At 67.0% G+C, this 12,495-nt stretch carries 13 protein-coding genes and 1 tRNA gene; 5 read left to right on the top strand and 9 right to left on the bottom strand.

What is annotated here, in order from left to right; translation table 11 throughout:
* Positions 1 to 44 precede the first annotated feature (44 nt).
* Both ACFQB0_RS13080 and ACFQB0_RS13075 read right to left on the bottom strand, forming a co-directional pair.
* Positions 45 to 596, bottom strand: a complete 552-nt coding sequence (locus ACFQB0_RS13080; protein ID WP_386732388.1) for a LytR C-terminal domain-containing protein — start codon at positions 594 to 596, stop codon at positions 45 to 47.
* A 41-nt stretch (positions 597 to 637) separates the two neighbouring features.
* Positions 638 to 931, bottom strand: coding sequence for a DUF3263 domain-containing protein (locus ACFQB0_RS13075; protein WP_386732386.1), 294 nt, complete (start codon positions 929 to 931; stop codon positions 638 to 640).
* Between the two features lie 241 nt (positions 932 to 1,172).
* On the opposite strand from ACFQB0_RS13075, the gene msrB reads away from it, so the two are divergent.
* Positions 1,173 to 1,601, top strand: a complete 429-nt coding sequence (gene msrB / locus ACFQB0_RS13070; RefSeq protein WP_386732383.1) for a peptide-methionine (R)-S-oxide reductase MsrB — start codon at positions 1,173 to 1,175, stop codon at positions 1,599 to 1,601.
* A gap of 6 nt (positions 1,602 to 1,607) precedes the next feature.
* Complete coding sequence (locus ACFQB0_RS13065; protein ID WP_386732381.1) at positions 1,608 to 2,180, top strand: nitroreductase family protein; 573 nt, start codon at positions 1,608 to 1,610, stop codon at positions 2,178 to 2,180.
* Here the strand turns inward: ACFQB0_RS13065 and ACFQB0_RS13060 are convergent.
* From ACFQB0_RS13060 to ACFQB0_RS13050, 3 genes are read right to left on the bottom strand one after another with little or no spacing between them, the layout of a single operon-like run.
* On the bottom strand, positions 2,146 to 3,168 hold the full coding sequence (locus tag ACFQB0_RS13060; protein WP_386732378.1) for a DMT family transporter: 1,023 nt from the start codon (positions 3,166 to 3,168) through the stop codon (positions 2,146 to 2,148). The two genes, ACFQB0_RS13065 and ACFQB0_RS13060, sit on opposite strands and share 35 nt — an antisense overlap.
* A 4-nt stretch (positions 3,169 to 3,172) precedes the next feature.
* Complete coding sequence (ctlX, locus tag ACFQB0_RS13055) at positions 3,173 to 4,111, bottom strand: citrulline utilization hydrolase CtlX (protein ID WP_386732375.1); 939 nt, start codon at positions 4,109 to 4,111, stop codon at positions 3,173 to 3,175.
* Positions 4,112 to 4,116: 5 nt separating this feature from the next.
* Positions 4,117 to 5,145 (bottom strand): ornithine cyclodeaminase, encoded by a 1,029-nt coding sequence (locus ACFQB0_RS13050; RefSeq protein ID WP_386732372.1) that lies wholly within the window; start codon positions 5,143 to 5,145, stop codon positions 4,117 to 4,119.
* Positions 5,146 to 5,267: 122 nt separating this feature from the next.
* Between ACFQB0_RS13050 and ACFQB0_RS13045 the strand changes: the two genes are divergently transcribed.
* Complete coding sequence (locus ACFQB0_RS13045) at positions 5,268 to 5,699, top strand: Lrp/AsnC family transcriptional regulator (protein WP_386732370.1); 432 nt, start codon at positions 5,268 to 5,270, stop codon at positions 5,697 to 5,699.
* Between the two features lie 124 nt (positions 5,700 to 5,823).
* On the opposite strand, the gene ACFQB0_RS13040 is transcribed toward ACFQB0_RS13045, so the two are convergent.
* A tRNA-Thr gene (locus ACFQB0_RS13040) sits at positions 5,824 to 5,896 on the bottom strand.
* Positions 5,897 to 6,259: 363 nt separating this feature from the next.
* Positions 6,260 to 7,171: a DsbA family protein gene (locus ACFQB0_RS13035; RefSeq protein WP_386732368.1), complete on the bottom strand. Its 912-nt coding sequence runs from the start codon at positions 7,169 to 7,171 to the stop codon at positions 6,260 to 6,262.
* A gap of 280 nt (positions 7,172 to 7,451) precedes the next feature.
* Between ACFQB0_RS13035 and ACFQB0_RS13030 the strand changes: the two genes are divergently transcribed.
* Positions 7,452 to 8,552, top strand: coding sequence for an ABC transporter ATP-binding protein (locus tag ACFQB0_RS13030; protein WP_386732365.1), 1,101 nt, complete (start codon positions 7,452 to 7,454; stop codon positions 8,550 to 8,552).
* Positions 8,553 to 8,700: 148 nt separating this feature from the next.
* Positions 8,701 to 9,993, top strand: a complete 1,293-nt coding sequence (locus ACFQB0_RS13025) for a DUF4032 domain-containing protein (RefSeq protein ID WP_386732362.1) — start codon at positions 8,701 to 8,703, stop codon at positions 9,991 to 9,993.
* A 16-nt stretch (positions 9,994 to 10,009) separates the two neighbouring features.
* On the opposite strand, the gene rlmB is transcribed toward ACFQB0_RS13025, so the two are convergent.
* Both rlmB and cysS read right to left on the bottom strand, forming a co-directional pair.
* The gene (gene rlmB / locus ACFQB0_RS13020; protein WP_386732360.1) at positions 10,010 to 11,032 is read right to left on the bottom strand and encodes a 23S rRNA (guanosine(2251)-2'-O)-methyltransferase RlmB; all 1,023 of its coding nucleotides are present in this window, start codon (positions 11,030 to 11,032) and stop codon (positions 10,010 to 10,012) included.
* On the bottom strand, positions 11,029 to 12,447 hold the full coding sequence (gene cysS, locus ACFQB0_RS13015; protein WP_386732357.1) for a cysteine--tRNA ligase: 1,419 nt from the start codon (positions 12,445 to 12,447) through the stop codon (positions 11,029 to 11,031). Before cysS ends, rlmB begins: the two co-directional genes overlap by 4 nt.
* Positions 12,448 to 12,495 lie beyond the last annotated feature (48 nt).

Genomic DNA, 12,495 nt, shown 5'->3' with positions numbered 1-12,495 from the left:
GTCGGCGTTCATCTGCGCCGGGTCGAGATGAGCGCTCCCGGCGTCTAACCGGCCGGCGGCACGTAGTCGCTGCCGACGACCACGACGAGGTTCGCTCCTGAGTCCTTGAAGTCCGCAGAGAGCGTGACGCCCGCTCCCGGAAGTGCCGCCGCGACGCCACGGGCCGCGCCCTCGTGGGCGGGATCGGCATAGTAGACGAGCGTCTCGACGATGTCCTCGGTACTCGCGTTCGATCGGGCGGCGACCGTCCAGCCCTGGCTCGCGAGCAGATCGCCGACGGTGCCGGCGATCCCGGCCGTCGTCGTGCCGTTGAGCACGGTCACCGTGAGACTCGGGTCAAGAGTCGGAGGGGCAGTGGGGGTCGGGGACTCCGCCTGCTGAGGCACACTCTGCCCACCGGAAGTGCCGAAGGAGAGCCGATCGTTGAGCACGAACAGACCGACGACGCCGATGCCGACGAGCACGATCGTCGCGACCGTCGCCCAGACGAACGCGATCCAACCGCGACCGCGCCTCCGGGGAGCCCGGTGAGCGCCTACCCGCTCGATGTTCTCGGGCACGTCGTCGAAGCGGTCTTTTGGATAGGAAATTGCCATGGGTTACGTGTCTGGTCTGTCTTTTCAGGCTTGGTCGGGAACTAGTCGGCGGTGCCCAGGGATCGCCGCGCGCGGGCTGCGGCCCTGGCCTCCCGCATCCGCTGCAGTCGCTTGACGAGCATCGGGTCTTGCACGAGCGCCGCCGGGGAGTCGATCAACGCGCCCAGCAATTGATAGTACCGGGCGGCGGAGAGGCCGAACTCCGCCCGGATCGCCTCCTCCTTCGCTCCGGCGTGTTTCCACCACTGCCGCTCGAAGGCGAGGATCGCGGTGTCGCGCTCCGAAAGCGGCTCGGCCGGGCTGCGGATGTCGCGACCATGCCTCGCACTCGCCATGCTCTCCTCCATCCAGCCCCTACCGCCAGAGCGATCCGGCCACACGGTGCGGGCCGAGCTGTCGGGCTCATCCTATGCGGGGCTCACTGGAAGTTCGCCCAAGCGGGGAGGCAGGTCTGAGAACGGAATGAGGAGGAGGCGTCGACGGTTGCTTCATTGTGCGTGGACCGCGAGCGGTGCCTAGGATGTGCCTACGGAGCCGCGCCCGTCGCGGAGCCCGCACACGACGAAGGGAAAGGCCATGAGCTACCAGGTGTCCAAGTCTGAGCAGGAGTGGCAGGACGAGCTCGGAGCCGGCAAGTACGCGGTTCTGCGCGGAGCCGCGACGGAGCGACCCTGGACCGGCGAACTGCTCGACGAGGGCCGCGCCGGCGTCTACACCTGCGGTGCATGCGGAGCGGAGCTGTTCAAGAGCGGCACGAAGTTCGACTCCGGCTGCGGCTGGCCGAGCTTCTACGAGTCCGTGCGCCCTGAGGCCGTCGAACTCATCGAAGACCGCACGCTCGGGATGGCGCGCACAGAGGTGCGTTGTGCGAACTGCGGCTCGCATCTCGGACACGTCTTCGACGACGGGTTCGGCACACCGACGGGTGACCGCTACTGTATGAACTCCATCGCCCTCGAGTTCACCCCGGCCGAGACCGCCGCCGACACGGCCGACGAAGCGTAAGGCGCCGTGTCCGCCTCCTCTCCCCCGGAGTCCGCCCTCTACGAAGCGATCCTCTCGCGTCGCTCCTATTCCCGGGTCACGGACGCCGCGCCGAAACGCTCGGAGCTGCTGCATCTCATCGCGGCGGCCGGACGCATCGCCGACCACGGCTCGCTGAGCCCGTGGCGCTTGATCGCGCTGCGCGGAAAAGCACGGGAACGGCTCGGATCAGCCCTTGCCAAGGCGGCGAGGCTGAATGGCGACGACGCGTCCTCCCTCGCGGCCAAGCCGCTGCGTGCGCCATTGCTCCTCGCCGTCGTCGCCAGCTACGTCCCGAGCGAGAAGGTGCCCCGCTGGGAGCAGGAGGCGGTGACGTCGGGGGTCGCTCACATGCTGAGCCTGTTGCTCGACGACGCGGGATGGGGCGTCATCTGGCGTACGGGGCCGCACACGCGAGCGAAAGCCGTCGCCAAGATGCACGGGCTCGGCAAGGACGAAGAGCTGCTCGGATGGCTCTATGTCGGAGGTATGCCCGACCGGACGCGTTCCTCGCACACGAAGAAGGTCACACCGAGTGCTTTCCTGACGACGTTGCGTTGACGCCCGGCCTGCGCCACGGGACACTCGCGACGATCACGGCGACGAGCGTCAGCATCGTCCCGGCCACCGTCGAGAATCCGACGGGATGCGACACGCTCGGCACGAGCAGATCGAGCGCGAGCGCGGCGATGAGCTGTCCTGCGATCGTGGCGAGCCCGAGCAGCAGCACGCCGGTGATGCGCACGAGCAGGGCGGCGCCGGCGATGAAGACGCAACCGATGGCGCCGCCGACGTAGAGCCAGGGTTCGCTCGGCAGCCTATCGGGCCAGCCGACGACCATGCTGTGCACGAGCGTCGCTACGACGAGGACGATCGTTCCACTGAGGAAGTTGACCAGGGTCGCACTCATGGCGCTCCCGGCGACCGCCTTCACTCGGCCGTTGACGGCCTGCTGCCACCCGATCCCCAGGCCTGCGAGGAACGGCGTGACGAGCATCCAGAACGGAACGCCGCCCGGCAATTGCGCGGATACCGCCCAGCCAACCGCGCCGAGGGCGAGCACCGCACCGATCACACGCGGCACGGTGAGCCGGCGCTTGCCACCCGGGGCGATACCGGTGAGGTCGAGCACGAGCCCGCTGATCGTCTGGCCGGCCACGATCGCGACGGTGAAGAGGGCGACGCCGAGAGCCACGGCCGTGAGACCCTGCGAGAGCACCAGAAACGCGCCGGCACACCCGCCGAGAAGCATCCACCAGCTGAGCCGGCGCTCGCGCACCGCGACCACGACCCTGCGCAGACCGACCCGGCCAGGGCGCCACAGAGCGAGTGTCGCGAAGAGAATGGCGAGACCGGAGCCGAACGAGATCGCGGCGGCTGCGAAGCCGTCGCCGAGACGGTCGCCGAGTTCGCCGTTGACTCGGGACTGCACCGCGACGAGAGCACCGCAGACGCCGGCGAAGACGAGAGCGAGCCAGACGGGGACCGCGGAGCGAACGGCGTGCGCGCGAGCGGTCTCGATGACTCCGGTGTTCCTCGTCTCGCTCACCGCGTCATTCTAGGCGCCCGCCATCAGGTCGTGGATCCAGATGGATGCCCGCGAGCATGCAGCGCACGGATCCACCGGCCAGCTCGATCGTGGGCACGTCGAGGGGAACGATTGTGCAGGACGCCTCGATCGTGGCCTTCTGCACGACGGTGAGGCTCCGCAGCGCCCGGCTCGACAACGCCAGCACACGACCGCCCGGCGTGCCCAGTTCCATGGCGTTCCCGGAGAAGTCGCGGATCTGCGCTGGCGTGAGCTCGACGACGGTCCGCCCGTGAGCCGAGAGCCGGTCGACCACTTCACCTCGGCGGGCGGCTGACGAGATGAGTTCCGCCCCGATCAGCGCGAAATCGGTTCCGATGCACATGAGCACGTTGGTGTGGTAGATCGGGGTGCCGTGCTCGTCTGCGGCATCGAACACCATCGGCTCGTAGCCGAAATTGGTGCAGAACCTCTCGAGTGCGATCGGATCGGCCCGGTTGGAACGGCAGGCGTAGGCGATACGGCTCTCATGGTCGAGCACCATCGCCCCGGTGCCCTCGAGGAACACGCCGTCGTACTCGAGACCGGAATAGTCGATGACGTCTTGAACGCGATAGCGCTTCTTCAGGAGTTCGACGATGTCGCTCCGCCGCTCCGTGCGGCGGTTAGGGGCGAACATCGGAAAGATCGCCACGTGCCCACCCGAGTGCGTCGAGAGCCAGTTGTTCGGAAAGACGCTGTCAGGCCGCCCCGCTCCGGTGTCCTCGAAGAGATGCACGGTCACACCGGCCGCTTCGAGGGTCGCTGCCGCGGCGGTCACCTCGTCGAAGGCCGCACGCGCCACCGCAGGCGTCTCGACCGCGTGACCGACGACCTGGAAGGCATTATCGGCCGCCGTATCCGGATTCGGCAGAAAGTGGTGCGGCCGGATGAGCACGACCGCCGCGGGGGCTTGGACCGCCATCGAGATCAGCCGACGGGTGAGAGCGCGCCGACGAGTCCGAAGAGATCCTTCGGGTCGCCTGGGCTGGCGACGAGGTCGATCTCGACGGAGTACTCGGTGCCGGACACGGCATCGCGCACGTAACGCAGTGCCGAGAAGTCCTCGATCGCGAAGCCCACCGAGTCGAAAACGGTCACCTGGGCATCGTCGATGCGGCCGGGCGCACGGCCGGCGAGCACCTGCCAGAGTTCCGTCACCGCGAAGTCGGGCTCGAGTTGTTGGATCTCGCCCTCGATGCGCGTCTGCGGGGCGAACTCGACGAAGACGCCGGCCGAGCGCAGGATGGAGGCTTCAAGCTCGGTCTTGCCAGGGCAGTCGCCGCCGATCGCGTTGATGTGCACTCCGGGGCGCACAAGGTCGGCGGTGAGGATGGTGGCCTGCGCCTTGTCCGCCGTGCAGGTGGTGATCACGTCGGCGCCGTCCACGGCATCCGCAGCGCTGGAGGCGACGGTCACGTGAAAGCCGAGCGGCGCGACGTTGCGCACGAACTTGGCCATGGCATCCGGATCGGTGTCCCAGATGCGCAGCGTGTCGATGCCGAGCGTCGAGCGGAACGCGAGCGTCTGGAACTCGGCCTGGCTGCCGGAACCGATCATCGCCATCGTAACCGAGCCGGGGCGGGCGAGCGCCTTGGCCGCCATGGCCGAGGTGGCCGCCGTGCGGAGCGCCGTCAAGACGGTCATCTCCGAGAGAAAGGTGGGGTAACCGTTATGCACATCGGCGAGCACGCCAAAAGCGGTGACCGTCTGATATCCGCGAGCCGGGTTGGATGGGTGGCCGTTGACGTACTTGAAGCCGTAGGTCTCATAGTCGCTCGTGGGCATCAGCTCGATGACGCCGAAGGGCGTGTGACTCGCGACACGCGGGGTCTTGTCGAAGGTCTCCCAACGCCGAAAATCGCTTTCGAGGTAGTCGACCATGCCGGCCATGATGCGCTCCGGCCCCGTGTCGGCGACCCACTTGACCATGTTGTGAACGTCGACAAAACGCGTCATCCGTGTGTTCCCTTCTTCCTTCCACAGAATAGTCTTCGACGATATGCAATCGCCATGGCTGAATCTTCAGCGATCAGTACACAAATCTATTATTTTGCGTAGTTCGGATATACATTATGTCTATGATGACTGTGGACGAACTCGACCGGCGCCTCCTCGCCGAGCTCCGGCAGGACGGCCGGGCGTCGGTGGCGAGCCTTGCCCGCAGTCTCGGGGTCGCCCGTGCCACGGTGAACAGCCGGCTCGATCGGCTCATGAGATCCGGCACCGTCGTCGGCTTCACCGTCCGCGTGCGTGACGAGATCGACCCGTTGAGCATCCACGCGATCGCCCTCATCGAGGTCGAGGGCCGGACGACCGACCACGTGATCCGCCGGCTGCGCGGCTTTCCGGAGATCCGCGCGCTGCACACCACGAATGGCGGCTGGGATCTCGTCGCCGAGCTGGAGACCGAGACCCTCATCGAGTTCGATGCCGTGCTCGGTCGCATCCGCATGATCGACGGCGTGGTCAACAGTGAGACGAGCCTGCTGCTCAGCTCGGTGCTGCGCTGACGCGCGTATCCCGCTGACGCACTGTGCTGGTCCAGACGAGCACCAGTGCTCAGCGCCATTGTTGCGGTTCGCGCCGTCGCGGACGGCGCGAACCGCAACAAACGGCGCGGAACCAAGGCAACAGAGCCGGCTATGGGACTCGAACCCACAACCCCCGCTTTACAAGAGCGGTGCGCTACCAATTGCGCCAAGCCGGCACGGGCCATGAGGCCCCGAACAACCTTACCCGCTCACCGGTTGGCGCGGCCAAATCCCTGAGCCCTGCGTCCTCAAATCGGTGACCGAACGGACTGCCACTCGACGCACCCGGATCGAAGCGGCTGCGGTAAGACGCACCCGCACCCGCGCCGCGGGCCGCTCAGCATCCGTATCACGGGCTGCCCCGCCAACCACACCTGCAACGCCCCTGCATCCGTGCCAGGGAATCGGGGTCACGCCCACCTCCGAACTGGTCGGCGCAGGGCCTGCATCCGGGCCACGGGGAATCCGGCCCTGCCTCGCTGGGCCGAGCCCGATTCAGGAAGCCCGAGTTCAGGAAGCGCGAGAGCGGGAGCGGCCGACTATCCCGCCGGCGTAGGCGTGGGAGTCGGCGTCGAGGTCGAATAGGTCTCCCCCGCCGCCTGCAGCACAAAGGCCGCGAACTCCTTGGGATCGTCGAGCGCTCCCGTGTACTGCTTGCCATTGACGAGCACGGTCGGCGTTCCCGTGACGGCCTTGACCTCGGAATTCGGGATCGGACCTGACAACGCACGCTCGGTCACATCGCTGGCCCATGACTTGAAGGTCATGTCGTCGATGCACTTGTCGATCGCGGTGGTCGACTTCACGCCGGCATCCTTGACCTTGCCCTTGATCTCTTCATTGCTGAGGCCTGGGCTGCCCTCGGCGGGCTGGTCGACGAACAATGCGCTGTTGAACGCGAAGAAGTCGTTCGGCGAGTAGTTGGCGACACAGGCCGCGGCGTTCGCGGAGCGCAGCGAGTACTGCGTTCCCGCCGATTTGCTCGTGAGGATGGAGATCGGGTGGATCTCGACGGTCGCGGCTCCCGAATCGACCCACTGCTTGATCTGGTTGGAGTTCGCGCGCTCGAACCGCCCGCAGAACGGGCACAGGTAGTCGACGTAGACGCGGATGTCGGCGACCGTTCCGGTCTCGTCCGGCTTCGACGGGAGAGGCTCCTCTCCCGCCTTCAGCGCAGTCGTCTCGACAGTCTGCATGCCCTCGCCGATAAGGATGCCGTCGCTCGCCATGTTCGCCGGCCCTGGGCCGGCCGGGCGGATCGAGTTCATGATGATGAGGGCGACCATCGCGACGATCGCGATCGCAGCGAGTCCGATCCCGCCCTGAAGCAGGAACTTGTTGCGGCGGTCCTTCTTCCGCTGCTCCTCACGCAGCTGTCGAGCCTTCTCGCGCGCAGCCTCGCGTCGCTGGTTCCTGGTGGGACGGGGCTCGTTCGATCCGCCGTTAGTCATGTGTGCTCACTCCGAGGACTGGGGGTCGCATGCAAATATGCAAATGCACTCAAAATAGTAGGGCTCGACCCTGGGAAATGCCCAAACGGTAGCTGCGGGCGCGGTGGACGACGGAAACCGAAGGACCAGCGCTCTGGCGGCCAGGGCCCGCCCGAGCCGACGCCCCCGCAGCACACCATGTCGTGCGATACTGGTCGGTGGTCGCTGTCGACCGGCGGCGACCACGCATTCCATCACAACGGATCGTCCGGCACGTACCTGCCGGTGAAGGAGAAACACCATGGCATCTGTCACCTTTGACAAAGCAACCCGCCTTTACCCAGGCGGCACCCGTCCGGCCGTCGATCAGCTCGACCTCCAGGTCGCCGACGGCGAGTTCCTCGTGCTCGTCGGACCCTCCGGCTGCGGAAAGTCGACCTCGCTGCGGATGCTCGCCGGACTCGAAGAGGTCAACGCCGGCAACATCTTCATCGGCGATCGCAACGTCACCGACGTTCCGCCGAAGGATCGCGACATCGCCATGGTCTTTCAGAACTATGCGCTCTACCCGCACATGACGGTGGCAGAGAACATGGGCTTCGCCCTGAAGATCGCGGGCGTCAACAAGGACGAGCGCGCCGCCCGCGTGCTCGAGGCTGCGAAACTGCTCGATCTCGAGCCCTACCTCAGCCGCAAGCCGAAGGCGCTCTCCGGCGGTCAGCGTCAACGTGTCGCCATGGGCCGCGCCATCGTGCGCCAACCCCAGGTGTTCCTCATGGACGAGCCGTTGTCGAACCTCGACGCCAAGTTGCGCGTGCAGACCCGCACCCAGATCGCCTCGCTCCAGCGCCGCCTCGGCGTCACCACGGTCTACGTCACGCACGACCAGACCGAGGCACTCACCATGGGCGACCGTATCGCCGTGCTGAAGGACGGCCTGCTGCAGCAGGTCGGCACCCCGCGCGACCTCTATGAGCAGCCGAACAACGTGTTCGTCGCCGGCTTCATCGGCAGCCCCGCCATGAACCTGTTCCACGCCGACATCGCCGAAGGCGGCATCCGGTTCGGCAGCGCGATCGTCGCTGTCGAGCGTCAGGCGCTCGACAGCGCCAGCGGCACCTCGGTGACGGCGGGCGTCCGGCCCGAGGACATCGTCGTGTCGACCACAGCCGGCCAGGGCCTCGAAGTGGATGTCGACCTCGTCGAGGAACTCGGTGCCGACGGCTACCTCTACGGCCACTCGACGGTCGAGGGCAAGCGCACCGACATCGTCGCGCGCGTCGACGGGCGCACCCACCCGAACGCGGGCGACAAGGTGTGGCTGACCCCGACCCCTCATCACGTGCACGTCTTCGACGCCGAGAGCGGCGAACGTCTGCTCAACAAGGCGATCGCGCACTAGCCGCGTCGTTTCGGAGCCATCCCCCGCGAGACCGTTCGCGGAGGAGGGCTCTTCCCCGACGCTCAACACAGGCGCGCCCCGCTCGTCCGATGGGCAACCCGCTTTGTCGGCGGAAGAAGGCTCCGCCGCCGACTAGGCTCAACACATCATGAGTGGTTCCCTCAACATCACCTCGGCGATGGCCGACCCGGCCCTGCTCGACCTGCCGTGGGACTTGCCGCTCGACGCCTGGCCGAATGAGCACATCGTCTCGCTCCCGAAGGGTATCTCACGTCACCTCGTGCGTTTCGCCCACCTCGGCGGGCACGTGGTCGCCATCAAGGAGACGACGGCGGAGATGGCGAAGGGCGAGTACGAGATGCTGCGCACCCTGCAGCGGCTCGAGATCCCCTGCGTCGAGCCGGTCGCGGTCATCACAAACCGCAGCGACGACGAGGCCGAACCGCTCAAGCCCGTGCTCGTCACCCGACATCTCAAGTTCTCCTTGCCCTACCGCGCCCTCTTCTCGCAGACACTGCGCCCAGATACGGCGACCCGGCTCGTCGACGCCCTCGCCGTGCTGCTCGTCCGCCTGCACATCATCGGCTTCTTCTGGGGCGACGTCTCGCTCTCGAACACCCTGTTCCGCCGCGACGCAGGAGCCTTCGCGGCATATCTCGTCGACGCCGAGACCGGCCAGCTCTACGACGGCCTGTCGAACGGGCAGCGCGAGAACGACCTCGAGATCGCCCGGGTCAACATCGCCGGCGAGCTCATGGATCTCGAGGCCGGTGGTCGCGTCGCCGACGAACTCGACCCCATCCGCATCTCCAATGGCATCGTCGAGGCCTACCGCAAACTGTGGCTGGAGCTGACGGGATCCGAGTCATTCGCGTCCTCCGAGCGTTGGCGCATCAGCGAGCGCGTCAACCGTCTCAACGATCTCGGCTTCGACATCGAAGAACTCGCGATCAAGACAGATGACACCGGTACCACGGTGCGCATCCAGCCGAAGGTCGTCGATGCCGGCCACCACCAGCGTCGACTGCTGCGCCTGACCGGACTCGACGCAGAGGAGAACCAGGCCAGGCGTCTACTCAACGACCTCGACTCCTATCGCGCGAGCTACGGCAAGACCGAGTTCGACGAGGAGATGGTCGCCCACGAGTGGCTCATGCGCGTCTTCGAACCGGTCGTCCGCGCCATCCCCGGCGACCTCAGGGGCAAGCTCGAGCCGGCCGAGGTCTTCCATCAACTGCTCGAACATCGCTGGTTCATGGCGCAGAAGGCCGGCCACGACATCCCGCTCGCCGAAGCGGTCACCTCATACATCAACGACATCCTGCGTCATCGCCGAGACGAGGCGACCGTGATCGACCCGCAGACGGGCGTCATCGCGGTCCCCGTCGACATGGCCTCCGCCGACTCTGAGGACGAGGAGGACTGGCGGCTCAAGGTGTGATCCCGCCGGCGACTGTTCAGCGGGAGATGGCGCGCAAGCGCGCGATCTCGTAGAGCGTGACGGACGCCGCGATGCCGGCGTTGAGCGACTCCGTCGCGGCGCTGATCGGAATCGACACGACCGCGTCGCACGTCTCGGTGACGAGGCGCGAGAGACCCTTACCCTCGCTTCCGACCACCACCACGACAGGACGGTCGGCGAGTTCCAGGCCCGGCAGCGAGACGTCGCCGCCGCCATCGAGGCCGAGCACGAAGACACCCGCATCTTTGAACGCCTTGAGTGTCTGGGTGAGGTTGGGAGCCATGGCGACGGGTGTGCGTGCCGCGGCACCCGCCGAGGTCTTCCACGCCGAGGCGGTCACGCCCACGGAGCGGCGCTGCGGAACGATCACGCCGTGCCCGCCGAAGGCGGCGGTCGAACGGATGATCGCGCCGAGGTTGCGCGGGTCGGTGATGCCGTCGAGCGCGACGAAGAGCGGCGTCTCACCGCGCCCGACGACCTCGTCGAGCAGTTCTCCTGGATGCGCATACTCATATGGCGGCACCTTGAGCGCGAGTCCCTGATGCACGCTGTCTCTGCCAGCGAGTCGGTCGAGCTCAGGGCGCATGACCTCGAGGATTGCGATGCCGCGGCTCGTGGCGAGCTTGAGCGCCTCTTTGACGCGGTCGTCCATCTCGACACGGGCAGCGACGTAGAGCGCCGTCGCAGGGATCCTGGCCCTGAGCGCCTCAACGACGGAGTTACGACCCGTCACGATCTCCGTCTCGTCCCCCGACTTGGACCGGCGGGCAGCTCCACTCGCGCCGCGAGGGGCCGCTGCACCGCCTCGTCCGCTCACGCGCGCCTTGCCGCCGGCCGCCTCGTAGCGCTCCTGGGCCGCCTTACGCTTGCCCGCGGGATGGTACGGCCGGTCCTCGGCTTTCGGAGTCGGCTTACGGCCCTCGAGAGCCTGACGTCCTTGACCGCCCGACCCGACCTGAGGGCCCTTACGGCCCTTCCTCACGGCTCCGGCGCGGGGCTTCCCACTGCTGTTCTTCATGATCCAAGACTCCAATGCGCACCCGACGGGGTGTCTTCGATGGTGATGCCGGCCGCCATGAGCTCATCGCGGATGCGGTCTGCCACTGCGTAGTCCTTGTTGCTGCGCGCAGCGGCACGGTCGTCGATGAGCCGGGTCACGAGCGCGTCGAGAGCGCGACGAGTCGCCACGTCGTCCGTGGCCGTCCACTCCGCCGACCGCGGGTTGATGCCGAGCACCTCGGTCATCGCCGCGACCTGGCCCCGGGCTGACGCCGCAGCGCCGAGGTCTTCGGCGTCGAGGGCGGCGTTGCCGGCGCGCACCGTCTCGTGCAGCACGGCGAGCGCCTGCGGCACCGCGAGGTCGTCGTCGAGGGCTTCCTGGAACGGGTCGGGAACGATCTCGACACCGGAAGACGCGAACCGGGTGTTGGCGAGCCGTCGATCGGCACGTTCCAGGAAGCCCTCGATGCGATCGAGCGCGGCCTCGGCCTCATCGAGCGAACCGGGATGATAGTCGAGGGTCGAACGGTAGTGAGCCGCGCCGAGGTAATAACGGATCACGATCGGACGGGCCGAGTCGAGCAGTTCGGAGACGTAGATCGAATTGCCGAGCGACTTCGACATCTTCTGACCACCGACATTGACGAGGCCGTTGTGCACCCAGTAGTTGGCGAACTCGTCGCCGGCCGCCGTGGACTGAGCGAGTTCGTTCTCGTGGTGCGGAAAGCGCAGATCGAGGCCGCCACCGTGGATATCGAAATGGGTGCCGAGGTAGCGCTCCGCCATGGCGGAGCACTCGATGTGCCAGCCCGGTCGACCGAGTCCCCACGGAGAGCCCCACGCCGCCGACTGCGGCTCGTTCGCCTTGTGCCCTTTCCACAGCGCGAAGTCGCGCGGATCGCGTTTTCCGCGCGGATCCGCGTCCGTCGCCGCCTCCATGTTGTCGCGGCTCTGCCGGGTGAGCTCACCGTAGCCCGGCCAGCTGCCCGTGTCGAAATAGACGTCGCCCGATCCATCGTCCGCGGCGTACGCGTGGCCGCGCTCGATCAGACGCGCGATGATCTCCTGCATCTGGGTGACGCTCGCCGTGGCACGCGGCTCGTAGGTGGGGGCAAGGATGCCGAGCCGTTGATAGCCGGCGGTGAACTCGAGCTCATAGCGGTACGCGAGCGCCCACCACTCCTCATTGCCGTCCTCGGCATTGACGAGGATCTTGTCGTCGATGTCGGTGACGTTGCGCACGAAGGTGACGTCGAACCCGCGATAGTTCAGCCAGCGCCGCAGCAGGTCGTAGACGAGCGCGCTGCGCAGGTGCCCGATGTGCGGGCTCGACTGGACCGTCGGCCCGCAGACATACATGCCGACGCATCCCGGGGTGATCGGAACGAAGTCGCGCAGCGTCTGAGCCTTCGAGTCGTAGAGTCGCACGGTCACGCAGCAAGCCTACCGGCGGCCCCGCACTGTTACCGATCGGCGGCGGGG

The organism is Luethyella okanaganae, assembly GCF_042660285.1.
In the GTDB taxonomy this organism is placed as follows: domain Bacteria; phylum Actinomycetota; class Actinomycetes; order Actinomycetales; family Microbacteriaceae; genus Luethyella; species Luethyella okanaganae.
The sequence above is the reverse complement of the archived record's forward strand: the minus strand, read 5'-3'. Positions and strand labels throughout refer to the sequence as shown.

Coding starts and splice junctions, on each gene's coding strand:
- ACFQB0_RS13080 (WP_386732388.1), bottom strand. CDS start 596: ATGGCAATTTCCTATCCAAAAGACCGCTTCGACGACGTGCCCGAGAAC.
- ACFQB0_RS13075 (WP_386732386.1), bottom strand. CDS start 931: ATGGCGAGTGCGAGGCATGGTCGCGACATCCGCAGCCCGGCCGAGCCG.
- msrB (WP_386732383.1), top strand. CDS start 1,173: ATGAGCTACCAGGTGTCCAAGTCTGAGCAGGAGTGGCAGGACGAGCTC.
- ctlX (WP_386732375.1), bottom strand. CDS start 4,111: ATGGCGGTCCAAGCCCCCGCGGCGGTCGTGCTCATCCGGCCGCACCAC.
- ACFQB0_RS13050 (WP_386732372.1), bottom strand. CDS start 5,145: ATGACGCGTTTTGTCGACGTTCACAACATGGTCAAGTGGGTCGCCGAC.
- ACFQB0_RS13045 (WP_386732370.1), top strand. CDS start 5,268: ATGATGACTGTGGACGAACTCGACCGGCGCCTCCTCGCCGAGCTCCGG.
- ACFQB0_RS13035 (WP_386732368.1), bottom strand. CDS start 7,171: ATGACTAACGGCGGATCGAACGAGCCCCGTCCCACCAGGAACCAGCGA.
- ACFQB0_RS13030 (WP_386732365.1), top strand. CDS start 7,452: ATGGCATCTGTCACCTTTGACAAAGCAACCCGCCTTTACCCAGGCGGC.
- ACFQB0_RS13025 (WP_386732362.1), top strand. CDS start 8,701: ATGAGTGGTTCCCTCAACATCACCTCGGCGATGGCCGACCCGGCCCTG.
- rlmB (WP_386732360.1), bottom strand. CDS start 11,032: ATGAAGAACAGCAGTGGGAAGCCCCGCGCCGGAGCCGTGAGGAAGGGC.